Annotated in this window: 22 protein-coding genes; 12 read left to right on the forward strand and 10 right to left on the reverse strand. The window is 70.4% G+C overall.

All coding sequences use genetic code 11. The annotated features are described in order from the left end of the window. Positions 1 to 276: 276 nt before the first annotated feature. Positions 277 to 618: an SdrD B-like domain-containing protein gene (locus ASD48_RS44260; protein ID WP_157880648.1), complete on the reverse strand. Its 342-nt coding sequence runs from the start codon at positions 616 to 618 to the stop codon at positions 277 to 279. Between ASD48_RS44260 and ASD48_RS44265 the strand changes: the two genes are divergently transcribed. After that, positions 602 to 925, forward strand: coding sequence for a hypothetical protein (locus ASD48_RS44265; RefSeq protein ID WP_157880649.1), 324 nt, complete (start codon positions 602 to 604; stop codon positions 923 to 925). The genes ASD48_RS44260 and ASD48_RS44265 overlap by 17 nt on opposite strands. Before the next feature lie 287 nt (positions 926 to 1,212). Here the strand turns inward: ASD48_RS44265 and ASD48_RS17990 are convergent, their stop codons facing one another. Continuing rightward, a complete protein-coding gene (locus ASD48_RS17990) occupies positions 1,213 to 1,725 on the reverse strand; it encodes a hypothetical protein (RefSeq protein ID WP_157880650.1) in 513 nt (170 codons plus the stop codon). 690 nt (positions 1,726 to 2,415) lie between these two features. Between ASD48_RS17990 and ASD48_RS44270 the strand changes: the two genes are divergently transcribed. Beyond that, a complete protein-coding gene (locus tag ASD48_RS44270; RefSeq protein ID WP_157880651.1) occupies positions 2,416 to 3,102 on the forward strand; it encodes a hypothetical protein in 687 nt (228 codons plus the stop codon). Between the two features lie 512 nt (positions 3,103 to 3,614). Here ASD48_RS44270 and ASD48_RS17995 read toward each other — a convergent pair. From ASD48_RS17995 to ASD48_RS18005, 3 genes are all read right to left on the reverse strand, one after another. Beyond that, entirely contained in the window at positions 3,615 to 4,535 is a 921-nt protein-coding gene (locus ASD48_RS17995; protein ID WP_348983220.1) for an aromatic prenyltransferase, read from the reverse strand. A 199-nt stretch (positions 4,536 to 4,734) separates the two neighbouring features. After that, positions 4,735 to 5,058, reverse strand: coding sequence for a 2Fe-2S iron-sulfur cluster-binding protein (locus ASD48_RS18000; RefSeq protein ID WP_057602670.1), 324 nt, complete (start codon positions 5,056 to 5,058; stop codon positions 4,735 to 4,737). A 240-nt stretch (positions 5,059 to 5,298) separates the two neighbouring features. Then, positions 5,299 to 6,216 carry a LysR family transcriptional regulator gene (locus tag ASD48_RS18005; protein ID WP_057602671.1) on the reverse strand — a complete coding sequence of 306 codons (918 nt, stop codon included), beginning with the start codon at positions 6,214 to 6,216 and terminating at the stop codon, positions 5,299 to 5,301. A 195-nt stretch (positions 6,217 to 6,411) separates the two neighbouring features. On the opposite strand from ASD48_RS18005, the gene ASD48_RS18010 reads away from it, so the two are divergent. The 4 genes from ASD48_RS18010 to cydC are packed head-to-tail and all read left to right on the forward strand — an operon-like array spanning position 6,412 to position 12,355. Then, positions 6,412 to 7,713, forward strand: coding sequence for a cytochrome ubiquinol oxidase subunit I (locus ASD48_RS18010; RefSeq protein WP_057602672.1), 1,302 nt, complete (start codon positions 6,412 to 6,414; stop codon positions 7,711 to 7,713). A 15-nt stretch (positions 7,714 to 7,728) separates the two neighbouring features. Beyond that, complete coding sequence (gene cydB / locus ASD48_RS18015) at positions 7,729 to 8,769, forward strand: cytochrome d ubiquinol oxidase subunit II (RefSeq protein WP_057602673.1); 1,041 nt, start codon at positions 7,729 to 7,731, stop codon at positions 8,767 to 8,769. A gap of 47 nt (positions 8,770 to 8,816) precedes the next feature. Further along, on the forward strand, positions 8,817 to 10,583 hold the full coding sequence (gene cydD / locus ASD48_RS18020) for a thiol reductant ABC exporter subunit CydD (RefSeq protein ID WP_079073832.1): 1,767 nt from the start codon (positions 8,817 to 8,819) through the stop codon (positions 10,581 to 10,583). Further along, a complete protein-coding gene (cydC, locus tag ASD48_RS18025; RefSeq protein ID WP_079073833.1) occupies positions 10,580 to 12,355 on the forward strand; it encodes a thiol reductant ABC exporter subunit CydC in 1,776 nt (591 codons plus the stop codon). The genes cydD and cydC overlap by 4 nt, the downstream gene beginning before the upstream one ends. Positions 12,356 to 12,473: 118 nt before the next feature. Here cydC and ASD48_RS18030 read toward each other — a convergent pair whose 3' ends face one another. Beyond that, positions 12,474 to 13,367: a LysR family transcriptional regulator gene (locus ASD48_RS18030; protein ID WP_057602674.1), complete on the reverse strand. Its 894-nt coding sequence runs from the start codon at positions 13,365 to 13,367 to the stop codon at positions 12,474 to 12,476. A gap of 139 nt (positions 13,368 to 13,506) precedes the next feature. Here ASD48_RS18030 and ASD48_RS18035 point away from each other — a divergent pair, with 139 nt between their 5' ends. Further along, complete coding sequence (locus ASD48_RS18035; RefSeq protein WP_057602675.1) at positions 13,507 to 14,325, forward strand: 3'(2'),5'-bisphosphate nucleotidase CysQ; 819 nt, start codon at positions 13,507 to 13,509, stop codon at positions 14,323 to 14,325. A gap of 43 nt (positions 14,326 to 14,368) precedes the next feature. After that, positions 14,369 to 14,965 carry an NAD(P)-binding domain-containing protein gene (locus ASD48_RS18040; protein WP_057602676.1) on the forward strand — a complete coding sequence of 199 codons (597 nt, stop codon included), beginning with the start codon at positions 14,369 to 14,371 and terminating at the stop codon, positions 14,963 to 14,965. Between the two features lie 393 nt (positions 14,966 to 15,358). Here ASD48_RS18040 and ASD48_RS18045 read toward each other — a convergent pair whose 3' ends face one another. After that, positions 15,359 to 15,994, reverse strand: a complete 636-nt coding sequence (locus ASD48_RS18045; RefSeq protein WP_057602677.1) for a hemerythrin domain-containing protein — start codon at positions 15,992 to 15,994, stop codon at positions 15,359 to 15,361. Positions 15,995 to 16,564: 570 nt separating this feature from the next. Here ASD48_RS18045 and ASD48_RS18050 point away from each other — a divergent pair. Both ASD48_RS18050 and ASD48_RS18055 read left to right on the forward strand, forming a co-directional pair. After that, a complete protein-coding gene (locus ASD48_RS18050; RefSeq protein ID WP_107104347.1) occupies positions 16,565 to 17,764 on the forward strand; it encodes a ScyD/ScyE family protein in 1,200 nt (399 codons plus the stop codon). A 450-nt stretch (positions 17,765 to 18,214) separates the two neighbouring features. Next, positions 18,215 to 19,693 (forward strand): multicopper oxidase domain-containing protein, encoded by a 1,479-nt coding sequence (locus ASD48_RS18055; protein WP_057602679.1) that lies wholly within the window; start codon positions 18,215 to 18,217, stop codon positions 19,691 to 19,693. A gap of 104 nt (positions 19,694 to 19,797) precedes the next feature. Here the strand turns inward: ASD48_RS18055 and ASD48_RS18060 are convergent, their stop codons facing one another. Beyond that, positions 19,798 to 21,309, reverse strand: a complete 1,512-nt coding sequence (locus tag ASD48_RS18060; RefSeq protein ID WP_079073834.1) for an MFS transporter — start codon at positions 21,307 to 21,309, stop codon at positions 19,798 to 19,800. 115 nt (positions 21,310 to 21,424) lie between these two features. Next, entirely contained in the window at positions 21,425 to 23,197 is a 1,773-nt protein-coding gene (locus ASD48_RS18065) for an FAD-dependent monooxygenase (RefSeq protein ID WP_057602680.1), read from the reverse strand. A 389-nt stretch (positions 23,198 to 23,586) separates the two neighbouring features. Here ASD48_RS18065 and ASD48_RS18070 point away from each other — a divergent pair, with 389 nt between their 5' ends. Then, the gene (locus ASD48_RS18070; RefSeq protein ID WP_057602681.1) at positions 23,587 to 24,030 is read left to right on the forward strand and encodes a nuclear transport factor 2 family protein; all 444 of its coding nucleotides are present in this window, start codon (positions 23,587 to 23,589) and stop codon (positions 24,028 to 24,030) included. Between the two features lie 51 nt (positions 24,031 to 24,081). Here the strand turns inward: ASD48_RS18070 and ASD48_RS18075 are convergent, their stop codons facing one another. Beyond that, positions 24,082 to 25,332, reverse strand: a complete 1,251-nt coding sequence (locus tag ASD48_RS18075) for an AfsR/SARP family transcriptional regulator (protein WP_079073835.1) — start codon at positions 25,330 to 25,332, stop codon at positions 24,082 to 24,084. A gap of 347 nt (positions 25,333 to 25,679) precedes the next feature. On the opposite strand from ASD48_RS18075, the gene ASD48_RS18080 reads away from it, so the two are divergent. Continuing rightward, positions 25,680 to 26,597, forward strand: a complete 918-nt coding sequence (locus tag ASD48_RS18080; RefSeq protein WP_057602682.1) for an aromatic prenyltransferase — start codon at positions 25,680 to 25,682, stop codon at positions 26,595 to 26,597. Positions 26,598 to 26,602 lie beyond the last annotated feature (5 nt).

The raw sequence follows: 26,602 nt of genomic DNA on the forward strand, positions 1-26,602 counted from the left end.
CGAAGCTCCGGTGCCGCAGGCAGGTCGGCGGGGATGGCCGCAGGCAGGTCGGCACGGATGCATCCCGGCCTGCCGCCGATGCGCGCGCAGGCGCCTGGCATCCCGCGGATGCCAGGCGCCTGCCAGGACAGTCACGGCGGGGCTGCCCGGGCCTCCGGTCGAGGCCGCCCGCCCGCTCCTGGTGCCGGGCCCAGCCGGCCCGCTCAGCGCGGACACGTCGCCGGCGTCGGCGGCCTGCCGGCAGAGGCCCTCGGCCGCGGCCCGGTGGCCGTTGTCCTACGTGGCCTTGGGGCAGGTCACATGGGCGAACGTGGAGGTGACGGTGTACGTGCCGTTGGGGACGCCGGTGAACTCGAAGAAGCCGTCCTTGATCGTGACGGTCGTGTCCACGACGGCGCCCTTGGAATTCTTCAACGTGACCTTCTCGCCCTCCGGGAATCCCCTGCCGGATACGCCGTAGGTCTTTCCCGGGCCCTTGGTGACCGTGCACGTGATGGCGCCGTCGTCGTCCGGCACGAACTTCGGGCAGGACGCGGTGGCGGTTCTTCCGCTGGCGCGGTAGTTGCCGTTCGGCAGCCCGGTGACCTCGAAGAACCCTCCTGTGATCGCCTTGGTCACGCGCACCGCCTTGCCCTTGGAATTCCGCACGGTGATTCTTTCGCCCGCCCTGAATCCTTTGCCCGACACCCCGAAAAGGCCACCAGGGCCTTCGGACACCCTGCAGGTGGCTCTGGGCGCGGCCTTCACCGCCGCGTCGGCATTCGAGAAAGTGACCGCGGTCCATCCGCTGAAGGCCATCGCTGTCGTCAGTGCGGACACGAGAATCTTCCTACGCATGGGCTTCTCCCTGCTTCTGACAGACGAAGAGACTGGAGATCCGAAGCCGTGGCACTGCCTGCCGGCCCGGCGGAAACACATGCCCTGATGCCCCACCCGATTTCACTATTCCACCAGGCAGGACCGCCCGCATGTCGGGTCTCCCGCCCCGGCCTCGGGCCTCGCGGCCCGGCCTGCTGCCCGCCCTGGCCCAGGTGCTGGGGCCGCACCAACCCGCCCGCCTCGGCGCCCGAGTTCCTCGTGCCGAGGGCGAACGAAGGTGGTGTGCACGGGGTGTTGGACGGCCTTCGGCGTCCGCCGTTCCGGCAGGCGGTCCTCGCTCCAGCCGGGCACGCCAGGGCCTGTCACGGCTTCCACGCCACCCCAGAAGAGCGGTCAGTCCTGGATGGGCCTGTAGGGGGCCAGCAGGCGTTCGATCTCAGCGAGCAGGACGGCACGGCGCCCCTCGCCGATACCGGGTGCCGACACCTCCTTGGAGAGCTTCTCGACGGTCTTCTTCACGTCCGTCGGTACGTCGTCCATCCACGCGAACCGTTCGGTTTGCGCATGCTCCGACCGTAGATGCTCACCACGCCGCAGGTAGTCCTTCATGTCCTGCTTGGTCAGTTGCGACGGGTCCTTCCCGTCGTTCAGGATCAAGTAGAACGCCCAGCCCACCGCCTCCACCGTGGCAAGGGAGATGCCTGCATTGACCACGGTCCCGACGACGGGAATCAGCGAGGACAACCCTTTGACGATCAGCGCCCCGGCAAAGTACTGCCCGGCGGCCGCCGCGGCTCCCACAAAGCTCAGCTCCCCGGCGCCCTTTCCATGGACTTGCGCGAGCAGCCCACCCATGGTGGTACATATGGCCACCAGGCCAGCCGTGTCGGGAGTGATTCCCGCCACCGGTACGGCTCCCCAGGCACCGGACCAAAAGGCCGCGCCCACCGCGCAGGAGTGGATGACGAGGTGTGACTTCTCAAGCCGATCGAATGACATGCTCTGCGGCCTCTCGACGTGACTGGCGTCGTTCCCGGCAAAGGCGTCACCCCAAGGCCCTGGCCGCCCTGGCCTTTTCAACGCCCCCGGCCACAAGGCTCCCCCCGAAACCGGCGGCCAACGCGGAGTTGCATCGATGCAGTTAATATCTGTCAGAAAAATTCAATTACGTGCATCGAAATGGTCGCCTGTACTCGCCCGTACCCAGGTCACCCACCTGCGCCCCCGCACCGGCAACTGCGACGGGCCGGAACCCTGCGACGCGGACCAGGCGGCCCACGGGCGAGTCCGCGTCAGCGGCGCAGGTGATGACCACCCAGGATCGGGGGTGTTCCGGACCGGGGAAGATGCAGTTTTCCAACCATTCGTCATTCGAGAGTCGGTACATAGACTTCCGCGGCGTTGAGGCACGTCCCGGCATCCCAAACCTTGCGACCGAAATGGATCCTGACACAGGGTCACAGGATCCTCGCCTGTACATTCGATTCACACCCCACACGCGCACCACGATCACCAGAGCGCAGTCGGGAATTCTCAAAATACACCCAAAGAGGGATGCGGCTCCGGCCGGACGGACATAGCCTGCGAACCCGCCAAATGGGCGAACCACCCTGTGCCGCAGAAGAGAGTATCGATCTGATGATCCGCGTGCCAGCTGCTTTAGTCGCGACTGCCGACATCGTTGGATTTGTTCTCAGCATCGGCGTTGCCGCCGACGTGATCATGCAGCACCCCTATGACTGGATCCAAACCGGGTCCACCCAGAAGTTCCGAATCTTTTTGATCTTCGCACCGCCGCTTGCGATCCTCTTGGGCCCTGTCTATCTCGCGGCGGGAATATTCTATCTCCAAAAAGTTCGCCCGAGGTTGGCGTACAACGCACGTATGGCAGCCAGCCAGGGCTGGCCGACCACACCCAGAAAGCCAACCCTGGGCCTGAACTGGACCTGGCACGAACTCCGAACCCCTCAAAAAATAAAGGCCATCCTATCCGCGGGGGGTGCATTTTTTCTCGATACCTTGATCGTTCAGGCACCCCAGACCCAGGACGGTCCTCCACAATGGCTAGTCTATGCAGCGCCCATATTTCTGTGGCCGGCCTTCTTCTTCGCGATCTATCTGGTTCTCGGCGCAGCGCAAATATTCCTGAAGCTCAAAACAGCGGGGGACTCATCTCCCTCGCCCCGGATACAGGATTTAGCTCAAGCGGAGTACAACCGTCGACTCGAAAACTTCTACAGGAACCATTCCCCTCAGGCGCCCTGGTACCAGCAGCCATGGTGAATTGGACTGTAATGACCTCGCCGATGTCATCGTCGCGCTGGAAGGCGAGGCGGAGGGCTGCCTCTGCCGCAGGTCCCTGCGGGAGGCCGGACGCCGGCGCCGATGTCCGCTTCCTGCTCGGCGGGGCTCCCCGGCTCCGCGCAGGCACTCCCCCGTGGGCAGCCGCAGTCGACTCGTCGGACTACGGCCGGGATCCCCACGGCGAGGACGACTTCACGTGGACGCCGCCCGGGCGGCGCCGGGGACGGAACGGACCACACACGCGGGGCGGTCCTTGCCGGCCTCGCCGTGCCGGCTTCACGAGGTGGCCGACGGAGCCGGACGGCGCTCGGCGGGGTGTGTCCGGGTGCCCGTCCGGTCTGCGGTCGGGTGGCGCCCGGCTGCTCCGCCGGGGCGCGGCCGCGGTGTCGGGGGGCTGCGGCGTCTCCTGGCGGGCGCGGGATCCGGTGGCCGGGCCGGGCGCAGGCGTCCTGCGGCCGGGCCGGGCGCGGCCGGACGCGTGCGGTGGGGCGTCAGTTCGCGGAGCGGACCCGGTCGTGTGCCGCGGCGGTCATCTGGTAGTAGGTCGCGAGTTTGTAGTACTCCTCGCTGGGCGACAGCGCGCCCGCGTAGACGAGTACCCGCTCGCCCTCGTAGGCGTAGGGGGCGTTGCGCGCGAACTGCTCCAGCTTCGGTTCGGTCCGGGCGGGCAGTGCCGCCGGATCGGTGGTCCTCGTGGAGAAGCTGATCCGCTCGATCTTCGAGGAGTCCCAGCCGAAGGTGGGGTACAGCGCCGACGAGGTCTCGATGAATTCCAGCAGTTGGGCGCTCGGCTCGGGGAGGCCGAACTCGCTGAGCATGGAGAGGACCGCCGTGCGCTGTACGTGGTCGGCGGAGAGGCCGTTGAAGTACACGTTCCATGTGCGGCGCGCGTAGTCGATCGCGATGGCCGAGACCTTGTCGGCCAGGCCGTAGGCGGCGAACGAGGTCACGTGCTCGGACAGATCGCTGGGCATGGAGGGGATGTCGGCGAGCTGTGCCAGGCTCTGCGGGTCGCCGAGCGGGAAGAAGGCGTAGGTCTTGTGGAAGCCGCTGGTGATTCCGTAGTCGACGCCGTACGCCTGGAGGGGGCAGCGCGCCTGGATGTCCGAGAAGAGGGCGCGGATGGGGTGGTCGGTTTCGTCGACCAGGCCGTGTGAGAGGGCGAGTTCGTAGGGGTCGCCGGCGCTGGGGGGCAGCGTGAAGTCGAAGGAGAGGTCTCCTATGCGGCCGCCGCTGGTCACCATGTTGAAGACGATGGCGCCATCGGCGAAGACGTCCTCGAATGCGGTCAGGGTGGGCCACATCCGGTCACGTGAGCACGCTATGTCCAACAGGCCGGCCGCTTCTTCCACGGCTGAATACAGACGTTGGATGTTGGCTTTTCCAGACATCAATCCCCCAGATGTCGACATGAAACCTCTGCTTATGGCTCGTACCGCACAGCATGGGTCGTATGTCTTGGCCAGGACTGGAGGGTGAGTTGGCGCCGGCTTGGCGGCACGGTGGTGGGGTGGTGGGCTGGTGGGCTGGTGGGGTCGTGCCGCTGGCGGGCGGGAGCCGGTGTCCTGCCGGGGGGTCAGGAGGCGGCCGGGATGGGGGCGGGAGGGGGCATCAGTCCTGCCGTTCGGGGGTATGGACGATCAGGCCGTCCATCGCCTCGGTCACCTTGAGCTGGCAGCTGAGGCGGCTGGTGGGGCGGCGGGGGCAGACGGTGTAGTCGAGCAGCCGGTCCTCGCCGGGCTGCCGGGGGTCCAGTGGTCCGGCGGTGGTGTCGTCGACGTAGACGTGGCAGGTCGCGCACTGGGCGTTGCCGCCGCACTGGGCGACGATCCCTTCGATGTCGTGGAAGACGGCGCCGCGCATGACGCTGGTGCCGACGGGGACGTCGATGGTCCGCTCGGTGCCGCCGGCGGAGATGTACGTGATCTTGGGCATGGGGGACTCCTCGGGGAGCGCTTGACCATGCGTGGGCGCGTGCTCGGAGGTCGGTCAAGCGGCCGATGAAAAAGGGTGGAGTACCGCTGGAGAGAGGGCGGGGGACGCGACACCCTCGTCAACTCGCTGCCGCGCGGCGGCCGTCGGGACACGCGATGCCCGAAGCCGGGGAAAGTGAGGAAAACCGGACCGTAGCAGAGGATTTTTCCGCACGCCAAGTCCAGCTCTGCTCGAGAACGGCTAGGACCGGGGACGGTTCGGGTCGGGCAGGCGGTGGGTCATGAAGGGGCGTGAGGTGATGAACTCCCGCAGTCTCAGGGCGGCTTCGGACAGGTAGGCGTCGCGGCGCCAGACGAGGGTGAGCACGCGGTGGCAGGCGGGGGCGTCCAGGTGCACCCAGGCCACCGGGACGCGGGTCTCGGTGCCGGCCTGGCGGGACATCGCGGGGATGAGGCCGATGCCGAGACCGGCGCTGATCAGGACCTGGCTCGCGCCCGGCTCGTCGCCCTCGCAGGACAGCCGGGGCGTCAGGCCCTCGGACGCGAACAGCGTCTCCAGGAGGGTGCGTTGCCAGTGGCCCTTGCGGGTGGTGACGAAGGGCTCGTCGGCGATCTCGCGGATCGTCACGGCCTCCCGTCCGTCCAGCCAGTGGCCGCGCGGGACGGCGAGCAGCACCTCTTCGCGGGTGAGTTCGAGCGACTCCAGGTGTGTGCCGTTCAGCTGCTGTGAGGCGACGCAGAAGTCGACCTCGCCGACGCGCAGCTGGCGTTCCATCTCCTCCGCGTTCGACTGGAAGAGCCGCACGTCGGCGTAGGGCTGGGTGGCGCGGAAGCTGCCGAGGACCGTGGTGATGGTCAGGAGCGTCTCGCAGGCGATGCTGACCCGGCCGAGGCCGAGTTCGCCGGCCTCGCGTACGGCCCGGATGCCGTCGTCGAGTTCGCTGAGGGCGCGGTCGACGTGGCGCAGGAACATCGCTCCGTACGCGTTGAGTCTGATGCCGCGGCCCTGGCGCTCGAACAGCGTGGAGCCGAGCTCGGCCTCCAGGCGCGCGATGGTGCGGCTGAGGGAGGGCTGGGCGACGCTCAGTTCCTGCGCGGCGCGGCTGATGTGCTCGTAGCGGGCGACGGTCTGGAAGTAGCGCAACTGCAGCAGATCCACGAGCCACCTTCACTTATGTCTTTCGAGGCATCGTCACATGGCAAAACCGGTCTTGGAAAGCATGAGCAATTCTCTCTACGGTCTCATCGAGGTCACCGCACAGGTGACGGGCGGTGACGTCCGGTGCCTGTACACGCGATGCGAGGGCCCCGCTTCCGTCCTTCTCCCGCCGCCCTACCAGGAAAGGTCGCATCCATGAGCGCTGCGGAGCTGGCCCGACTCCAGTTCGCGGCCACCACCGGCATCCACTGGCTGTTCGTGATCCTCACGATGGGGCTCGTCCCCCTCGTGGCGTTCATGCACACCCGGGCCGCGTACACCCGCGATCCCGCCAAGAAGGCTGTCCGGGAGCGCATGACGCGCTTCTGGGGACAGCTCTACGTCATCAACTACGCGGTCGGTATCGTCACCGGCCTCGTCATGGAGTTCCAGTTCGGGCTGAGCTGGAGCGGACTGAGTAAGTTCGCGGGCAACGTCTTCGGGGCGCCGCTGGCGCTCGAGACGCTGATCGCGTTCTTCGCCGAGTCCACGTTCCTCGGGATGTGGATCTTCGGCTGGGGGCGGCTGCGCCGGGGCGTGCATGTCGCTCTCATCTGGCTGGTGGCCCTGACCGCGTACGCCTCGGCGTTCTGGATCCTGATCGCCAACGGTTTCATGCAGCATCCCGTCGGCTACGAAGTCCGCGGCGGTGTCGCCTACCTGACCGACTTCGGGGCGCTGCTCACCAACGACATGGCGCTCGTCGCCCTCGGCCACATCGCGCTCGCCGCGCTGATGACGGGCGGCGTCTTCGTCGCCGGGATCAGTGCCTGGCACTTCGCCCGGGGCACCAAGGAGACCGACCTGTTCCGCTCCTCCCTGCGTCTGGGGACGTGGGTGGCCATGCTCGCCTCCTTCTTCGTCGTCGTGGTGGGCGAGCTGCAGCGTCCGGTGATCGAGCGGACGCAGCCCATGAAGGCCGCCGTGCTGGACGGTTCCGGTGTCGCCGAGGTGCAGCGCCGGCTCGTGGAGCAGTTCGGGCCCGGTGACTATGTGCCGCCGCAGGGCTGGATCCATCTGTCGATGAACGCGATGACGCTCATCGGCAACACCATCTCCACCATCACCTTCATCGCGGTGTTCCTGCTGTGGAAGGACCGGCTGGTGCGGTGGCGTCCGATGGCCTATCTGATGACCGCGATGATCCCGTTCGCGTTCCTGGCCTCGGTGGCCGGCTGGGTGGTGCGTGAGGTGGGACGCCAGCCCTGGCTCGTCTACGGCCATCTGACGGTGGAGGACGCGCTGTCCCATGTCGGCAGGGCCTCGTTGATCGCGTCCTGCACGGTGTTCATCGCCGTCTTCCTGGCGCTGGCGGTGACGAACTGGACCCTGATCACCCGCTTCGCCCTCCGCGGCCCCGACGCCACCCAGCTCGGTGCCACCGAGCCGCTCACCGAGGACCGGCTCGAGGGGCCCACGGACGGCGCCGGCGACAAACAGCCGGTCCCGGCTTTCTGAGGGGAAGTTGACGAGATGACTTTGCAGACCGCCTGGCTGGCCCTGCTGGGCCTGCTGCTCGCCGGGTACTTCGTGCTCGGCGGATATGACTACGGCGCACAGATGCTGCACCCCTTCCTCGGCAGGTCCCGCGAGAAGGAGGAGGAGCAGGAGCGCGGCAGTGCCTCGGACCGCAACGCCGCGCTCGATGCCATCGCTCCGTTCTTCCTCGGCAACGAGGTGTGGCTGGTCGCCTTCGCAGGAGTGATGTTCGGTGCGTTCCCGCACCTGGAGGGCACCCTGCTGCCCGCGATGTATCCGCTGATCGTGGCGATCCTGGTCGGTCTGGTCCTCGGCAACGCGGCCGTGCAGCTGCGCCGCCGGGCCCGGGGGGCGTCCGGGCGCCGGGTGTGGGACGCGCTGATCGTGTTCGGTGGCGCGCTGCCCGCCCTGTGCTGGGGGCTGGTCGTGGGCCTGCTGCTGCACGGTGTGCCGCGGCGGGCCGACGGCAGCTTCCGGGTCGGGTTCGGTGAGGTGTTCACGCCGTTCGTGCTGGTGTGCGGTGTCACCACGATCCTGCTGTTCGCGGCGCACGGTGCGGGCTTCGTCGCCCTGCGCTCGGAACCCGAAGTGGCCGGCCGGGCACGGCGGCTGGGTGTGCGGCTGGTGGCCGCGACCGGTGCGGCGGCGCTGCTCGCACTGCTGCTGACGGCGTTCGGCGAGGGTGCCTCGATGACCAACCGGGGCGTGGCGGCCGTGATCGCCGCCGCGATCGCGGCGGCGCTCGGTGTCGCCTGGTGGTCCTTCGCCGGCGGGCACCAGGTGCGGGCGTTCGTGGCCACCTGCTGTGCGACCGCGCTGCCGGTGCTGCTGGTCGGGGCGGGGCACTACCCGTATCTGCTGATCAGCTCGGCCGGCCACGGGCTCGACATCGGGCACGCCGTCACCGACGACGCCACCTTGAAGATCCTCAGCGGGTTCGGGGTGCTGGTGGTCCCGACGATCCTGGCGTACCAGGCGTGGAGCTGGTGGGCCTTCAGGGGACGTACGGGACGCCGTCATCTCAGCTACTTCTGAGCAGACCGCCCGTCAGCCGCAGCCTTGAGAAGGGGGAGGGATCGCGCATGAAACCGGTCGAACGCCGTCTGATGCGGGAACTGCCGGTGCTGCGACGCCATGTGGGGCGTTCGGCGGGCCTGGCGTTCCTCGCCGCGGTCCTCGTCGTCGTCCAGGTGACGCTGCTGGCCGGGGTCCTCGCGGACGCCTTCGCCGGACATGGGGTCGCGTTCGCGGCGCCGGCCGCGCTGGGCGGCGTGGTGGCGCTGCGGGCGCTGCTCGGCTGGGCGCGGGACGTCCTCGCGCAGCGGGCCGCGGCCGACACCAAGCACGCGCTGCGCGGCCGGCTCGCGGACCGGCTCGGCCACGCCGCGCCGTCCACGCCGGCGGCGCGCCGGCACGGCGAGACGGCCACCTTGCTGACGCGTGGGCTGGACACCCTGGATCCGTATGTCACCGGGGCGCTGCCCACCATGGCGGCCGCCGGCGTCGTCCCTCTCACGGTGGTGGTCTGGCTGTTCGTGACCGACTGGTCGTCGGCGCTGATCGTCGTCGTGACGCTGCCGCTGATCCCGGTGTTCGGGGCGCTGGTCGGTATGCACACCGCGCGGCGCACCGCCCGGCAGTGGCGGCTGCTGGCGCGGCTCGGCGGGCACTTCCTGGATGTGGTGGCCGGGCTGCCGACCTTGCGGGCGTTCGGCCGTGAGGACTACCAGGCCCGGCGGGTCGGCGAGATGGCCGACGCCCATCGCCGGGCCACGATGCGGACCCTGCGGGTGGCGTTCCTGTCGTCGTTCGTGCTGGAGACGGTCGCGACGCTGTCGGTGGCGCTGGTCGCCGTACCCGTCGGGCTGCGGCTGCTGGGGGGTGCGCTGGACCTGCGTACGGCGCTGGTCGTGCTGTTCCTGACGCCGGAGGCGTATCTGCCGCTGCGGGCGATGGGGGCCGCCTTCCACGAGAGTTCGCAGGGCGTCACGGTGGCGGAGCAGGTCTTCACGATCCTCGACGAGGGTGAGGCGGCGGCAGCGGCGGGGGGCGCGGGCGAGCGGCCCGCGACGCCCGATGTCCGTACCGTGCCGGTGTCCCTGCACGGCGTGTGCGTCACCTACCCGGGCCGGTCCGTGCCCGCCCTGGACGGTGTCTCGTTGCAGGTCCGGCCCGGTGAGCACATCGCCCTGGTCGGACCCAGCGGGGCGGGAAAGTCCACACTGCTGGCCCTGCTGCTGGGGTTCGTGGAGCCCTCGGCCGGCCGGATCACGGTCGGGGGCACCGACCTGGCGGGCCTCGACGCCGACGACTGGCGGGCGCGGCTGGCGTGGGTGCCGCAGCGCCCGCACCTGTTCGCCGCCTCCGTGGCGGACAACATCCGGCTCGGGAAGCCCGACGCGAGCGACGACGAGGTGCGGCAGGCGGCCCGCGACGCGTACGCCGACCACTTCGTCGAGGCCCTGCCCCAGGGGTACGACACCTTGCTCGGCGAACACGGTGCGGGGCTGTCCGCGGGGCAGCGGCAGCGCCTGGCCCTCGCCCGGGCCTTCCTCAAGGACGCGCCCGTGCTGCTGCTGGACGAGCCGACCGCGCATCTCGACCCGGACAGCGAGGCCGCCGTCACGCGTGCCACGGTGCGGCTGATGCGCGGACGTACCGCGATCGTGGTGGCGCATCGCACGAGCCTGCTCCCGTACGCCGACCGCGTCGTCACGGTGCGGGGCGGGCGGCTGGAAACGGTGGCGGACCCGCACCCGGCAACGGTGAAGTACGGGCCTCCGCAGACGGTGGCGGACTCCCTCCGTGCACCGCGACTCCTTCCCCCCGAAGGGGCTTTGACCTCATGACCTCCCTGTACACGGCGGCCGAGCGCCGCACAGACTCCCGCCCGGCGGTCGTACCCCCCGTCCGGCCGCCGGGCGGGTCCTGGCCGACGGTGCGCCTGGTGCGTCATCTTCTGCCGTACTGGCGCAGGCTGTTGACGGCGGGGCTCGCCGCGGCCGGCAGTGAACTGGCGGCAGCCGCACTCATGGCGACCGCGTCCTGGCTGATCACACGGGCCGCGCAGCAGCCGCCGCTCGCCTCGGTGAGCCTTGCGATCGTGGCCGTGCGCGCCCTGGCGCTGGGGCGCGGGGCCCTGCGTTACGGTGACCGGCTGCTCGGGCACGACGGTGTGCTGCGGGCCGTCGCGGGGTTCCGCACCAAGGTGTACGAGGCGCTGGTGCCGCTGGCTCCTGCGGGGACGCCCGCTTTCCGCAGCGGTGATCTGCTGACCCGGCTCGTCGACGACGTGGATGCCGCGCAGGATCTGCTGCTGCGGATCGTGCTGCCGACCGCGGCCGCCGCCGCGGTGTGTGTCGCCGCGACCGCGACGGCGGCGGTGCTGCTGCCCGAGGCGGGTCTTCTCCTCGGGCTGCTGCTGGCCGTGGCCGTCCTGCTCGTGCCGACGACCGTGCTCGCCGTGGCCCGGGGCACGGGGCGGGCGCAGGCGGCCTTGCGGGCCGAACTCGCCGCGCACGTCGTGGACTTGAGCGAGGGGGCGGCGGACCTCGCCGCCTACGGCGCCCAGGGGCGGGCCGCCGGGCGGGCCCGGCTGGCCGCCGAGCGGATCGCCCGTCTGGAGCGGCGGCGTGCGCTGACCACGTCGCTGGCGTCCGCCGTGCTGATGCTGTTCCAGGGGGCGGCTCTGGTGGCCGTCGTGTGGAGTGCGCTGGGCTCCCATGCCGACGGAGAACTGCCCGCCGTCCATCTGACGGTGCTCGCGGTGCTCTCCCAGGTGGCCTTCGAAGCGCTCGCGCCGCTGCCGGCGGCCGCGTTCCGGCTCGCCGAGGTGCGGGCCCGGGCGGGGCGGCTGGCCGACCTCTTCGACACACCGGCGCCGGTCGTCGAGCCGGCCGCCGCGGCGGCGCTCGCCGTGGACGGCCCGGTCGGCGTGCGCATCCGCGACCTGACGGTGCGCCACCCTGCTTGTGACGCACCGGCGTTGGACGGTCTGAGCCTGCACCTGCCGGCCGGACGGCGCACCGTGCTGCTCGGCGCGAGCGGCTCGGGGAAGTCGACGCTGATCTCGGCGCTCATGCGGTTCGTGGACTACGAGGGCGGCAGCATCGAAGTCGCCGGCCGCGAGCTGCGGGACTGCGCCGGCCATGACGTGCGGCGGGTGATCACCGGGATGACCCAGGACGCCCACGTCTTCCACGCCACCATCCGCGCCAACCTGCTGCTCGCCCGGCCGGACGCCGGCGACACCGAGCTGCGCGACGCGGCGCGCCGGGCGCGGATCCTGGACTGGATCGAGTCGCTGCCCGACGGATTCGACACCTGCCTCGGGCCCGACGGCACGGAGCCCTCCGGCGGGCAGCGGACCCGGCTGCTGCTGGCCCGCGCGCTGCTCGCCGACCCGCCTGTCCTCGTCCTGGACGAACCGACCGAGGGACTCGACCCGGACGTCGCGGCCGGTGTGCTCGCCGACATCCTCGACGCCACCCGTGACCGTACGACCCTTCTGGTCACGCATGAACGGGAGTGCCTCACCGGCGCCGACCAGGTCGTGACGATCGAGCGCGGACGGGTGCTCTCCGGTGCGGCCGGGGCCGCGGGGGCTGCCGTGGCCGGGTGACGTGCCGGGCCGCCATGAGGGCGCCGGCGCCGTCTTCACCTCCACTGTCGGGTGCGCTCCGGATCGAAACGTCCTCCACTTCTCGGTGACGCAGCCACGGCGCCGACGACGACTCTCCTCACAGGGCCAGCGCGGTTCGCGCCAGTCCGCGTAGCCAGGCGTGGGCGTGATCGGTGTCGTAGCGCTGATGCCACGACAGGTAGACCGGTGCCGACGGCAGTTCGAGCGGGAGGGGGAGCACGACCAGGCCGAGGTCGGCGACCGCTGGCCGCGTTGTGGCTTCGGGGACGCTGATGAGGATGTCGGAGCCGCGCGCGAACTCCAGAGCGGCCCCTTCCGTGGGCGCGGTCGCCACCACACGGCGGGTGAGGCCGAGCCGGGCGAGGGCGTCGTCGATGGCGTTGGTGAGGTTTCCACGCCGCGAGACGGTGACGTGTTCGGCGTCGGCGTACTGCTGTGCGGTGAGGGTCCTGACGCGGGTGAGGGGGTGCCCCTGCCTCGCGACGACGACGAGGCGGGTCTCGCCCACGCTCTCGGCACGGATGTCCGGTGCGCTCGGGCGGTTGGAGTTCGCCTCCAGGTCGACCTCGCCGCGCCGCAACTCGGGGGTGTCGATGCTCGATTCCGCGACGAAGCGCAGCCGCACACCCGGCGCCTGTCCGCGCACGGCCGCGAGCAGCGCGGGGCCGCTCAAGGCGACGAGGGAATCGTGCCAGCGGAGTGTGAACGTGCGCTCGAGCGTCGCCAGATCGAGTTCACGGCTCGGCGCCAGCACCCCCTGGACCTGATGCAGCAGCTCGTGCACCTGTTCCCGGACGGCGATCGCATACGGCGTCGGGGTCATCGTGCGGCCGGTGCGCACGAGGATCTGATCCCCCGTCGTGCGCCGGATCCGGCCCAGACTCCGGCTCATCGCGGGGGCGGTGACATGCAGGCGCGCCGCCGCCCCGGCCACACTGCCCTCCTCCAGCAGCGCGTCGAGCGCGGCGAGCAGGTTCAAATCCAATTGCATGTGAGTAATCCTAGCCGTGCCTGACATGCATTTGAAGTTAATCGCCGGGCTGCCTACCGTTGAGGCGAAAGCGCAGGAAGTAACGCGCAGTTCGGCCCTCGACCGGCCTCAGCACCCCTCCTCAGACGGGAATACCGCCATGTCCGAAACGCTCCGGACCACCGACGTCGCCGCCTCCGACGCCGACCTGCTCGCCCAGACCGCGATCGCCGTGCGTGAGGCGGGTTCGGCGCTGCGCGAGCGCTTCGGCGAGGTGGTCCGCTACCAGAGCCGCGAAGAGCTGATGCGCGCGCTGGCCGTCAACGACGACGCGGCTCTCGACATCCTGCGTCCCCGTCTCACGAGCCTGCGCCCGCAGGCCGGCTGGGTGGAGGACGAACTGGACGGCGGGGCGCTGCCGGCCGGCGAGTGGTGGGTCGTGGATCCGGCCGAGGGCAACGTCAACCACCTGCACGCCCTGCCGGAGTGGGCGGTGACCGCCACTCTCGTGCGGGAGAACCAGCCGGTGCTCACCGCGGTGCACCTGCCGTTGACCGGCGAGACCTACACCGCGCTCACCGGCGCGGGCGCCCACCTCGACGGCCGGCCGCTGCACGTCTCCCGGACCGCCGACCTCGGCCTGAGCATCGTGGCCACCAGCCAGGCCCGGCCGGACGAGGACGAAAACGTCGTGCGGCGGGTCGGCTCCTCGATCACCGCGATGCTCTTCGACGCCCTCGTCGTCCGCGTCGCCGTGCCCGCGACCCTGCACCTGCTGAACGTCGCCGCCGGCCGGATCGACGCCTTCTGGCAGTTCGCCGGCGCCCGCGCGGACCTGCTTCCCGGAGCGCTGCTCGTCACCGAGGCCGGCGGACGGATCTCCGACGCCGAGGGCCGCCCCTGGACCCCTCAGAGCCAGAGCTTTGTGGCCGCCGCGCCGGGCGTCCACGCCGAGGCCGTCTCCACGCTCTCACGCTGACCGCGCACTGCAACCCGCACGCCCACGGAAGGACCAGATCATCATGACCAAGATCGCAGTTCTCGGAAACGGCCGCGTCGGCGGCAACCTGGCCGCAGCCCTCGCCCGGGCAGGACACGAAGTGACAGTGGCGGACCGCACGCCGGGCGCCGCCGCCGACGCCGCCCGGACTGCCCGGATCGTCATCAACGCCACCCCGGGCGCCGGCTCGCTGGACCGGCTCGCCGCTCTGCGCGAAGAACTCCGGGACAAGATCCTCGTCGACGTCTCCAACGCCACCACCGACGGACCGGACGGACTGCCCGCCGACCTGATCCACCCCGGCTCGAGCCTGGCCGAACAGCTCCAGAAGGCGCTCCCCGAAACGCGCGTCGTCAAGACACTCAACACCATGCTCTTCCCGGTGATGACCTCGCCGGACACGCTCGCCCAGACACCGACCGTGTTCCTCTCCGGCGAGGACGCGCAGGCCAAGCAGAGCGTCCGCGAACTGCTCACCGACCTCGGCTGGCAAAAGGAATGGATCACCGACCTCGGCGGGATCCGGACCGCCCGCGCCACAGAGGCCGCGATCCTGTTCGTACCTCACGTCATCCGTTCCACCGGATTCGCCCCCTTCGCGATCTCCATCGCCCGCTGACTGTCGAGCTGCGCCGGCCGGAGGCAGCCGGAGCCGGCGCGTGGCACGGATGGGTTCCCGGTGGGACGCGATCGTGGGATGTACTGTCCGACCTGGTGGCGGAGTCGACGATCGGCGTCGGCGTCGGCGTCGGCTGCATCGTGGGCCCGGCCCGCCGGGGACGGCGACGGGCGGCGCGCGCTTCGGGCAACGGCCGAATACGCGCACACCGCCATCGCCCTGCCGCGGGTGTTCCTCGAGACCGGACCCGGCAACCGCCCCGGCACCGACGTCGCAGGCGCCGGCTTGCGTCCCTGCAACTCGGCACCCGAGACGGCTGCCGACGAGGACGGACCTGCGAACTGCTCACCGGGGAGGGCCACTTCGGCGCCGGCCGGGGGCCGAAGGACAGGATCAGCCCTTGCTGTTCCACCGGTCGAGAGCCGCGTAGGCGGGCTGCCATTGGTTGCGGTAGGCGGCGCGCACGGGTTCGGGCAGTACGGCGAGCATGCTGTTGACGGTGTCCTCGTCGGCGCCATCGAGGACCCAGGGGGTCAGAAGGGGGCCGTCCGGTCCGGTCTTGGCGCCGTGGATCCGGCCGTAGTGCTGCCACTGCTCCAGCGTCAGGAGATCCTGGATCAGCGGCAGTGCCTGGTCCTCCTCGTGCTTGAGGTGTCCGGTCAGGTTGACGGCCAGGCTGTCAACGGCGATCGCGAGGCGCTCTGGCCCGCCCTCCGGGTCGGCCAGCGCGGCGTCGATGGTCTCGACGAGCGGGTCGATGGCGGCGTGTTCGGCATCCATCGCGTCCAGCAGGGCCAGGTCGTCGGCGCGGCCGGCCGCCGCCTGGCGCAGCACCGGCCACAGCGCCTCGTCCTCGGCGGTGTGGTGGATGTGCAGGGCCTTTTTGAAGATGTCCCAGCCGACGGCGCCGGTGAGGACCCGCCGCGGGTCGTCGTCGACGCGCGCCGTGATCGTCGCCATGATGTCCAGCTCGCGCCGCAGCGCGTTGTGCATCGCGTACATCAACGACATGTCGAGCCTGTCGCCCATGGGTCTCTCCTGATCTGTCCCGTGTCGGCGGACCGGATTTCTCGCATCCGGCCCCGTCCGCCGTGTCTGTTGGTTACGTGCCGCGCCGGTCGCGCCGATCCGCGGCCTCACCCTCATGACAGGCCGTGGCGCACAAATGTGACCGCCGACGACCGTACCCAGAAAGTCCGTCTGCGCCCCGCCTGCTGGACGCCGTCACGAGCCGAAGCCAAGCCGCGGAACAGATCCGGCCACATCGCAGCGATACGGGCACGCTCAAGGGCGGGGCGGGCTTCGGAGGAGGGAACCGTACGGGGGCCATCGGCAGTTGGACGCCGGCCCTCCTACCGGCTCCTCCAGCGCCCGGCCTGCCGCCCGGCCTGCCGCCCGGTTCGCCGCCGGCCCGCGCCGCCAAGTCGGCGCCAACCCGGCCGACAGTCACAAACAAGTCATGTGATCGATGCTGAGGCGCCAGAACAAGATGCAGGGGGGCGGTCATACCGCAGCAGTGCGAGTCGGTCCCGGTGCGTCCTGTGTGAACACCAGTCATCAAGTCGTGGTTTCACTCGAACCGGAGGGAATGAGGCCAAGATGTGGCGTCTCAAAACGAGCAGGACACTGGCCGCCGGTGTGGCGGCAGCGGCAGCGCTCGTGGGCGTGGGAGCCGGACCATCCGGGCAGGCGGCCGAGGCCGTCACGCAGTCGCCCCGTCCGACCAGCCATCTCACCAGCGACGCGCCGGTCACCGTGGTGGCCAGCGGGCTGAACTCACCGCGGAGCCTGACCTGGGGATCTGACGGTCACCTCCTGGTCGCCGAGATGGGGGCCACCCCCACGGAGTGCCGAGGCACCGGCTTCGCCACCAGGTGCTACGGCCTCACCGGGTCGGTCGCGGACGTCTCTTCCGGCGCGCCGGTGCGGATCGCCGAAGGCCTGCCGACGGCGTTCAACCAGGAAGAGACGATCGGCCCCAACGGCCTGGCCGTCGGGCCCAACGGCCACGTGTACACGCTTCAGGCCGGGTCGCCGGAGCAGGTCCCGTCCACTCTGCCCGCGGACCTGTCCGCGGTGCTGAGCAAGCAGTACGGGTCGGTGATGGACATCACCGGCGGCCGGCGCAAGGTGATCGCGAACCCCGGCACGGTCAACTGGCAGTGGACCGCGGCCCACCCGGACCTGTCCAACACCTATCCCGCCTCCAACCCCTACGCGCTGACGACGAAGCCGGGTGGCGGGTTCTACCTGGTGGACGCCGGGGCGAACACGCTGAGTTCGGTCGACCGGCACGGCCGAGTCAAGGTGCTCGCCTTCGTCCCCAAGACGCCGGCCGGCTCGGACGCCGTGCCGACCTGCGTCGACGTGGGCCCCGACGGCGGGGTGTACATCGGCGAGATCACCGGGCACGGCAACTCGGCCACCGCGGCCAACGTGTACCGGTACTCGCCCAAGACCGGCAAGCTGAAGGTCTGGCAGAGCGGCTTCAGCGCCATCAGCGGCTGCGGCTTCGGTGCCAACGGTGACTTCTATGTGACCCAGTTCGACACCACCGGATTCCTGCCGACCGGCGACCCCATCGGCAACGTCATCCAGATCAACCACCGCAACAACTCCCGTACCGTCCTGGCGGACGGGAAGCTGTTCGCGCCCACCGGCTTCGCGGCGGGCCCCGACGGCTCCATCTACGTGGCGAACAAGACCATGATGTGGCCGGCCTGCACGGACGCGCCGGCCTGCACCACCTCCACGGACATCGGAGCCACCGGCGACGGACAGATCGTCAAGATCGGCTGACCTGTCCAGATCATCTCGTTCGCGGGCCGGGCCGGACCACTTCCGGCCCGGCCCGCGACGCTGCGCCCGCGACGCTGCGCCCGCGCCGTGCGCCGCTCCGGCCGGCCCGGTGGGCCGCAGGACCGCGGTCCCGGTGGGCGGGCATCAGCCGCCGGCGGCAGGGACGGTGACGACGGTCCTGCGCGGCAAGGGGCCGTCCCCCGCGCGGAATGCGGAGCGCTGCTGACGGCGGCGGGCCTCGAGGCGGCACGCCCGCCCCGCCGCACGCGCCGGTTCCCGATGCGGCCCGCGGGCCCGCGGCAGCGTGGCACGCCGGTGACGCGGCACGCCGGTGACGCGGCTGCCGCCTCCGCTGCTCCAGCAGGGCTCCAGAGCCCCGACAGTGCAGCGATGCATCCTCTGCCAGGTCTTTGCTCTTTCATCACACGCAACACCCCACGGGGAGGGGACATGATCCAGCGCAGAACCGTCCTGAAGGCGGGGGCAGCTGTGACCGGCGCCCTCGGCGGTGCGGGCCTGCTGATACCCGCCGTGGCCGGTCCCGCACAGGCCACCGACCTGGACCCGAGCACCGTTCCGCAGTTCCAGCAGGCGATGCCGGTGCCCGGGGTCGTGCAGCCGGTGTGCGACCTGGGCCTGACCAGTTACTACGACATGACCCTGCAGGAGGCGGACGCGGAGATCCTGCCGGGGCGGCTGACCCGGGTCCGTACGTTCAACGGAAGCTTCCCCGGCCCCGTCATCAAGGCGGTCTCCGGGCGACGCGTCGTGGTCAGGCAGACCAACCGGCTGAGCGTGCCCACCTCGATCCATCTGCACGGCGGCCACGTGCCCCAGAGCAGTGACGGCTCCCCCATGGACGTCATCACACCGGGCGGCGGGTCGAAGGTCTACACGTACCCCAACAGCCAGCCGCACGCGAACCTGTGGTTCCACGACCACACCCACCACCAGGAGTCGGAGACCGTCTACCGCGGGCTGACCGGCCTCTATCTGCTCACCGACGACGTGGAGCGGAACCTGAACCTTCCCTCCGGGGCGTACGACGTGCCGATCGCGCTGCGGGACGCGCGCTTCGACGACAGCGGCCAGCTCGTGTACACCATGGGTGACTTCATGAAGCGCCAGGTGCTGCTGGCCAACGGCAAGGCGTGGCCGTACTTCGAGGTCGCCGCCCGCAAGTACCGCTTCCGGCTGTTCAACACGGCCAACCTGCGTTTCTTCACGCTGCAGTTGTCCGACGGCTCGGCGTTCCAGCAGATCGGTTCCGACGGCGGGCTGCTGGAGAAGCCGCTCGACGTGACGTCGGTGTCCCTCTCCCCCGGTGAGCGCGCCGACATCGTCGTCGACTTCTCCCGGTACGCCGCCGGCACCAGGCTGATCCTCACCAACACCGGCGGGCTGCTGCCCGGGGACCCCGTCGACCAGGTCGGCAGGGTGCTGCAGTTCCGGGTCACCGGGGCCGCCCGGGACACCAGCAGCGTGCCCTCGACGCTGCGCACGCTGCCCGCCGCGGGCAGCGCCACGGTCAGCCGCGACTTCGTGCTGAGCATGGACGAGACCGGCGCGACCATGGACGCGTTCATCAACGGCAAGTCGTACGACATGGACCGGATCGACACCGAGATCAAGTACGGGGCCACGGAGATCTGGACCGTGCGCAACGCCAACATCTACACCCCGCACAACTTCCACCTGCATCTCGTGCAGTTCCGCGTACTGGAGCGCAACGGCAAGCCCGTCACCTCCGGACCGGAGAGCGGGCTGAAGGACACCGTGCCGCTCCTGCCCGGGGAGACGGTCAAGCTTCAGGCGACCTTCACGGGCTACGAGGGCACCTACGTGTACCACTGCCACATGTTCGATCACGCGTCGATGGGCATGATGGCGAACTTCCGGGTGCGCAAGCCTTCGCTGCGCCGTAGCTGACGCGCGCCGTAGCTGACGCGCGCCGCGGCTGACACCAGCCGCCGGGAAACGAAAGGAGGGCCGGGGTGACCCGGCCCTCTTTCGTGTCGCTCAGGCGGTGGGTGTCAGGACAGTGCCTTCTCCGGCTCGCCGGCCTCCGGCTCCTCCACCTTCGGCTTGGCGGCCCAGGCGGGTGCCGGAAGCGGGCCGCTGCGCAGGATCAGTCCGCCGAGGACGGCGCCGGCGGTGAAGATGGCGGCGCACCACCAGAACACCTGCTGGTAGCCCTCGATCGCGGCGAGCTGGAACACCTCGGCGCTCGGCTTGCCCTGCGCGTGGCTGGAGACGTAGTCGCTGGCCGCGCTGGCGGCGATCGTGTTGAGCAGGGCGGTGCCGATGGCGCCGCCGAGCTGGGAGCCGGCGCTGATGGTCGCCGAGGCGACGCCCGCGTCCTGCGGGGCCACACCGGAGGTGCCGGTGTTCAGAGCGGCGGCGTAGATCATGCCCATGCCGAGGCCGATGAGCATGAGCGGGCCGAGGATCGCGGTGGCGTAGTTGGAGTCGGCGCCGATCTGCGTCAGCCAGAGCATCGCGCCGGCGTTGACCAGCATGCCGATGGTGATCAGCGGACGCGGGCCGGACTTCGGCATCACCTTGATGTTGCCGACGTTGCTGGCCACACCGGTGACGATCATCATCGGGAGCAGGGCGAGACCGGACTTGATCGCGGAGTAGCCGAGCTCGGTCTGCAGGTAGTAGATCAGGAAGAGCAGCACACCGAACATGCCGATCCCGACGAGGAGCGAGGTCAGGTAGGCACCACCGCGGTTGCGGTCGGTGACGACGCGCGGGGGCAGCAGCGGCTGCTGGGCGCGGGTCTGCCAGGCGGCGAACACGATCAGCAGCACGGCACCGGCGGCGAGGAAGCCCCAGGTCGAGGGGGTGTCCCAGGAGTGCGTGGCCGCGTTGGAGAAGCCGTACACCAGGCCGAAGAGGCCGGCGGAGACCAGGATGACGCCGGGGATGTCCAGGCTGGCCTTGGCGCGGGGCTGGCGCGGGACCAGGCGGCCGCCGACGATCAGGCAGAACGCGGCGAACACCAGGTTGACGTACATGCACCAGCGCCAGTTCAGGCCGGAGGTGAGCGCGCCGCCGATCAGCAGACCGAGACCGCCGCCGCTGGCCGCGACCGCGCTGAAGGCGCCGAAGGCCTTGCCGCGCTCCTTGGGGTCGGTGAACGTGGTGGCCAGCATCGACAGCGTGGTGGGCGCGAGCAGTGCGGCGAAGACACCCTGGGCCGCGCGGGCGGTCACCAGCATCCCGAAGCTGGTGGCCGCGCCGCCGACCGCGGAGGCCGCGGCGAACCCGACCAGGCCGACGAGGAAGGTCTCCCTGCGGCCGATGAGGTCAGAGAGCTTTCCGCCGATCAGCAGCAGCGTGCCGTAGCACAGGGCGTACGACGTGACGATCCACTGCTTGTCCGCGTCCGAGAAGTCGAGGGCCTCCTGCGCCGACGGCAGAGCCAGGTTCATCACCGTCATGTCGAGGGTGAGCATGAGGTAGGCGACACAGATGACGGCGAGAACCATCCACCGCCGTGAGTCCCTTGCCGCAGGCACGGCACTGGTTGTGGACATAGTCTGTTCTCCTCGTTGTTTTTTGGGTCGGACTCAAGGCCTCGTCCCTTTGACAGGTCCCGGCGGAGGAATGTGACGGGCTGCCGTCACCGATTTCCCGGCGGGGCCTTCGGGGCTAGGGCCTTTCGGGTGTCCCGTGGTCCATGAGCTGGGACAACACCTGTGTCAGCACGGCCGCCGGATGGTCGGCCGCGTCCATGGAGCGCCACGCCACGTGGTTGTCGGGGCGTACCAGGACGGCGCCGTCTTCGGTGATCTCCCGTACGTCGGCCCAGCTGTCGCCGGTGTACTCGGCGCCGGCTCCGATGCGGGCGACGGTGAGGGGGATCGAGAACTTCTCGGCGACCTGCTCGGCCGCCTCGGCCCAGCCCGCGCCGGTGGGGCCGGTGAGGAGGGCGAAGCCGCCGGTGGCGCCGACCAGGTCGTGGGTGGACAGCCGTCGGCCGTCGCGCTCCAGCCAGGCGTGCGGCAGCCGGTGCCCGGGGCGGGTGGTGGGGTGGTACTCGGTGCCCATGGGCGAGCCGGCCGGCGCCTGGGTGCCGTCGGGGACGAGGGCGCCTTCCTCGTAGACGTAACCGATCTCCAGGTCGTGGGCCTGGCACTCGGCGCGGTGGGTGGCGAAGAGCTCCGCCGCCCTGGCCCGCCTGACCTCTCCGGCCTCGGACTGCTCGAAGTAGTCGGCGAACGCGGAGGAGCGGCGCTCGGGCGGGACGTGCGGGCCGAGGCCGAGGGCGGCTTCCGTCATGACGCGGTGGTGGAACCAGGCGGCCAGGCCCCAGTCGACGTTGCGCTTGCCGACCGGTCGCCGCTCGCTCTCGTAGGTGTCGAGGAGTCCGTCGTCGGCGTGGCCGGAGAGGACGGCGGCGAGCTTCCAGGCGAGGTTGTGGACGTCCTGGATGCCGCCGTTGAGGCCGAGTCCGGTGGTGGGCGGCTGGCGGTGGGCGGCGTCGCCGACGATGAGGACGCGGCCGGACCGGTAGCGGTCGGCGAGCACGCCCTCCACCGTCCACTGCGACACCTTGTGCACGGTCAGTTCGAGGTCGGGCAGGCCCAGCACCTCGCGGATGCGGGCGGCGACCGCCTCGGGGTCGGCGCGGTCGGCGTCGCCCAGGAGGAAGGAGGTCAGGCCCCATTCCTCACACTGCCGGCCCCAGTGGGGGCCCATCTCCAGCAGGGTGAAGTTGCGGTCGGCGCGCTCGGGGTTGATGAACCAGGTCATCAGGGTGCCCTCGTGCCACCACTGCGACAGGTCTGCGGAGAAGTAGGCGGTGGAGACGTCGGCCATCTTCACCGTGCCCTGCATCTGCACGCCGAGTCGGGGGCCGAGGGTGCGGCCGCCGTCGGCGGCGATGACGTAGCGTGCGACGACCCGGGTGACCTCGCCGCTGTTCAGGTCGCGGATCTCGGCGACGACCCGGTCGCCCTGGTCGGCGAAGGAGACCAGTTCGTGGGAGAACAGCACCCGGCCGGGATTGCGCTGCTCGGCGGTACGGCGCAGGATCGGCTCCAGCCTGAGCTGCGGCAGCTTGTAGGGCAGTACGGGGCCGTCGGCGGCGTAGACGTCGGTCAGCGCGCCGCCGCCGAAGGCGTCCATCTCGTGGATCACCCGCCGGTCCAGGGGGCCGTCGCCGGTGAGCGTGGTCTGCCAGCGGACCCGGCCGAACCGGTCGGTGGAGGAGGCGCGTTCGACGACTGTGTCGTAGAGACCGTGCTGCCGGAAGATCTCCATGGTGCGCTGGTTGATGTAGTGCGCTTTCGGAAGGATCGACGTGTCCGCGTGCCGTTCGACGAGCAGGTGTTCCACACCGTGGTCCGACAGGAAGACGGAGGCGGACAGGCCGCAGCCTCCCCCACCCACGATCAGGACCGGAACCTCGGTCTCCTCCATTTTCGGCCTTTCATGAGTGAGGGCCCGCGGGCGGGGCGTCGGGCGGTCGGGGACGACCCTGGTCGCCGACGGGCGGGCCGGGGGATTCGGTTCGGCCGATGGGCCGCCCCCGGACACGGCTTGTGTGCCCGGCCCGGGTACGGCGGCCCTCGCCGCCGTGGCGTCGCGCCTCGGCCGATGCTGCGGTCTCCAGCATCGGCTGTGGTGATTGGCCCGCACTATGGGCCCGGTTGGCGTCGGCTTGGCGTCGGCTTGGCGCCTGGTGCCGTACGGGTGCGCGTGGTGTCCTCCGGACGGGTGAACCCGGGCGGGAGCGTGTCACGTTCGGCTGGGCGGGGCTGTCGTATCCGGTGAGCGGAACACACCATTCAGCAGGCAGGAGCACAGCGATGAGTGACTTCCAGGACATCGTGGATCGCGTCGAGATCGAGGCGCTGCGCGGTGAGTTCACCGATGCGGTGATGATGCGTGACTACGACCGGGCGGCCGGGTTGTTCACGCCCGACGGCGCGCTGCGGATGCCGAACATCCCTGTCGAGCTCGAGGGCCCGGAGGCGATCCGTGCCTGGGGCAGGCGAGTGCCGGAAATCGTGGACTTCCTCGTGCAGAACACCCATCCGGGGGTGATCCGGCTCGACGGGGACACGGCGACCGGTCGCGCGTACATGTCGGAGGTGGGGCGGGCCCTCGACGGCCGCGGCGGCATCAACTACGCGATCTATCACGACCGTTACCAGCGCACCGGTGACGGGTGGAAGTTCGCCGAGCGGGTCTACGAGGTCCGCTACGAGGACTCCTCGCCCCTGGCCGGGATCACGCCCAGCCGCCCGTAGCGGCAGCGCCGGGGGGCCGCTCGTGCCCAGGGCCCGGGAACCGCCGGCGCTCTACAGTTCCGCCGGCAGGGGTGAGCGCGGGAACTCGGCGCCGGGCAGGGCCGCGTGGTGCGGCAGCGGGCGGCGGCCGGACCGGTGCTGGCCGCGGGGGTTCGGCACGGACGGCGGGCGCCGGGGTGACGTCTCGGCCGGCCCCTGGGGCGGCGGCCAGTCCAGGGACGGCGACTGGTTGAGTATCAGTTTCTCCAGCACCTGCAGGGCCGGTCGCGGGTCGATGCCCAGCTCGTCCGCCAGCCGCCGCTGGTTGGTGCGCAGCAGCGCCAGGGCGTCGGCCTGCCGGCCGGCCCGGTACAGGGCCAGGCTCAGCAGTTCGCAGCCGTACTCGCGCAAGGGGTGGTCCTGGACGAAGGCCTCGAGTTCGGCCACCGCGATCTCGTGGGCGCCGACCGCGAGGAGGGCCGCGCAGCGGCCCTCGACCACCGACAGCCGCAGCTCTTCCAGGCGGGCCACGTCCGGGCGGACGCCGGCGGTGTCGGCCACCTCGGCGTAGGCCGGGCCGCGCCACTGGGCCAGTGCCACCTCGAACTCGTGGACGGCGAACTGCGGGTCGTCGGCGTCCAGGGCCTGCCAGCCGGCGACGGCGCGTTCGCTGAACCGCTGCACGTCGACCTCGACGACCCGGCTGTCGAGCAGATAGCCGCGCCCGTAGGTGCGCAGCACCGTCGGCGCGGTGCGGGGCTCGCGGTCGGGTTCCAGTACGCGGCGCAGGTTGGCGACGTATGCCTGCAGGGAGGGGATCGCCGAGGGCGGCGGGTGCCCGGTCCACAGTTCCTCGACGATCAGGTCGACGGCGACCGGCTTGCCCACCTTGCTGACCAGCAGCGCCAGCAGGGCCCGCTGCTTGGGTGCGCCCAGGTCGACGAGCCGGTCGCCGACGACGGCCTCGATCGGGCCCAGGGCACGGAACTCGACCAGGGGGCGCGGTGGGGCCGGCGGGCGGGGCGAGGGCCGCGTGGTCATCCGGGCGTCCTCCGCTCGCCCGGGTGCCGCGGCCGCCGCCCTCGGTGTGGTGGCGTGCGGGGGGACGTGTCCGGTGGGCGGCTGCGGGAGCGTCCCGTCGGGTGCCGGGAGTCCGGGGGCTCTGGCGAGTTCGCCGGCCATGTACGCCCACAGTGCCTCGTTGGTGCGGCGCAGCTCACGGATCTCGTGTTCCAGCTGTGCGATGCGCCAGGCGTCCTGGTGTGCGGGGCGCGTGAAGGGGCCGTGGGGCGGAATACCGGCATCGGCTTTCTCGTGTGCCATCCGGGAACTCTCCCTTTCCGGGGCTTGGTTCGGGTGGCCGCACTCGGGGTGCAGCGTGGTGGAACGGCCTGTTCGGTGATCGGGATTCAGGGCGCCCACTGTCCGGGCCCGTTGCGCGTCGTGTCGGCGTGGGGCGGTCCGTGCCCTGGTCATTGTGCGCGAGTCGGTGCGGTGGTGGGCCGTGCGACGAGTCAGCGCCGATCGTTCCTCCAGCCTGATTCGAGGCGGGTGTCCGACTCTGGGGCGAGGGGAGCGGCGGGGGTGGCCGCGCACGGCGTCGCGTCGTGCAAGGGGCCTTTGACCCGTCACCTTTGACGGTCCGTCAGAACCAACGCATGGAGGTTTCAATGTCCGGAGCCGCTGATGTCGAGCGGGTGTACGCGGCCATGGAGGAAGCGGCCGGCCTGCTGGACGTGTCCTGCGCGCGGGAGAAGATCTACCCGTTGCTGACCGTCTTCCAGGACACGCTCACCGACGGCGTGGTCGTCTTCTCCATGGCGAGCGGCCGTCGTTCCACGGAGCTGGACTTCAGCATCTCGGTGCCGGTGAGCCAGGGTGACCCGTACGCCACCGTGGTGAAGGAGGGGCTGTTCCAGGCGACGGGGTCCCCCGTGGACGAACTGCTCGCGGACACCGTCGCGCACCTGCCGGTGTCGATGTTCGCCATCGACGGGGAGGTCACCGGCGGTTTCAAGAAGACGTACGCGTTCTTCCCCACCGACGACATGCCCGGGGTGGCCCAGCTGGCCGCCATCCCTTCCATGCCGGCGTCCGTGGCCGAGAACGCCGAGCTGTTCGCCCGCTACGGTCTGGACAAGGTCCAGATGACGTCGATGGACTACAAGAAGCGGCAGGTCAACCTCTACTTCAGTGACCTGAAGCAGGAGTATCTGCAGCCGGAGTCCGTCGTGGCGCTGGCCCGTGAGCTGGGCCTGCGGGTGCCGGGCGAGCTGGGGCTGGAGTTCTGCAAGCGCTCGTTCGCGGTCTATCCCACCCTCAACTGGGACACCGGGAAGATCGACCGGCTGTGCTTCGCCGCGATCAGCACCGACCCCACGCTGGTGCCCTCCGAGGACGAGCGTGACATCGAGATGTTCCGCAACTACGCGACGAAGGCGCCGTACGCCTACGTCGGGGAGAAGCGCACCCTCGTGTACGGGCTCACGCTGTCGTCCACGGAGGAGTACTACAAGCTCGGGGCGTACTACCACATCACCGACATCCAGCGGCAGCTGCTGAAGGCGTTCGACGCGCTGGAGGACTGAGGGGC

Source organism: Streptomyces sp. Root1310 (genome assembly GCF_001426425.1).
In the GTDB taxonomy this organism is placed as follows: domain Bacteria; phylum Actinomycetota; class Actinomycetes; order Streptomycetales; family Streptomycetaceae; genus Streptomyces.

Coding starts and splice junctions, on each gene's coding strand:
- ASD48_RS44270 (WP_157880651.1), top strand. CDS start 2,416: ATGGGCGAACCACCCTGTGCCGCAGAAGAGAGTATCGATCTGATGATC.
- ASD48_RS17995 (WP_348983220.1), bottom strand. CDS start 4,535: ATGTCGACATCTGGGGGATTGATGTCTGGAAAAGCCAACATCCAACGT.
- ASD48_RS18000 (WP_057602670.1), bottom strand. CDS start 5,058: ATGCCCAAGATCACGTACATCTCCGCCGGCGGCACCGAGCGGACCATC.
- ASD48_RS18010 (WP_057602672.1), top strand. CDS start 6,412: ATGAGCGCTGCGGAGCTGGCCCGACTCCAGTTCGCGGCCACCACCGGC.
- cydB (WP_057602673.1), top strand. CDS start 7,729: ATGACTTTGCAGACCGCCTGGCTGGCCCTGCTGGGCCTGCTGCTCGCC.
- cydD (WP_079073832.1), top strand. CDS start 8,817: ATGAAACCGGTCGAACGCCGTCTGATGCGGGAACTGCCGGTGCTGCGA.
- cydC (WP_079073833.1), top strand. CDS start 10,580: ATGACCTCCCTGTACACGGCGGCCGAGCGCCGCACAGACTCCCGCCCG.
- ASD48_RS18030 (WP_057602674.1), bottom strand. CDS start 13,367: ATGCAATTGGATTTGAACCTGCTCGCCGCGCTCGACGCGCTGCTGGAG.
- ASD48_RS18035 (WP_057602675.1), top strand. CDS start 13,507: ATGTCCGAAACGCTCCGGACCACCGACGTCGCCGCCTCCGACGCCGAC.
- ASD48_RS18040 (WP_057602676.1), top strand. CDS start 14,369: ATGACCAAGATCGCAGTTCTCGGAAACGGCCGCGTCGGCGGCAACCTG.
- ASD48_RS18045 (WP_057602677.1), bottom strand. CDS start 15,994: ATGGGCGACAGGCTCGACATGTCGTTGATGTACGCGATGCACAACGCG.
- ASD48_RS18050 (WP_107104347.1), top strand. CDS start 16,565: ATGTGGCGTCTCAAAACGAGCAGGACACTGGCCGCCGGTGTGGCGGCA.
- ASD48_RS18055 (WP_057602679.1), top strand. CDS start 18,215: ATGATCCAGCGCAGAACCGTCCTGAAGGCGGGGGCAGCTGTGACCGGC.
- ASD48_RS18060 (WP_079073834.1), bottom strand. CDS start 21,309: ATGTCCACAACCAGTGCCGTGCCTGCGGCAAGGGACTCACGGCGGTGG.
- ASD48_RS18065 (WP_057602680.1), bottom strand. CDS start 23,197: ATGGAGGAGACCGAGGTTCCGGTCCTGATCGTGGGTGGGGGAGGCTGC.
- ASD48_RS18070 (WP_057602681.1), top strand. CDS start 23,587: ATGAGTGACTTCCAGGACATCGTGGATCGCGTCGAGATCGAGGCGCTG.
- ASD48_RS18075 (WP_079073835.1), bottom strand. CDS start 25,332: ATGGCACACGAGAAAGCCGATGCCGGTATTCCGCCCCACGGCCCCTTC.
- ASD48_RS18080 (WP_057602682.1), top strand. CDS start 25,680: ATGTCCGGAGCCGCTGATGTCGAGCGGGTGTACGCGGCCATGGAGGAA.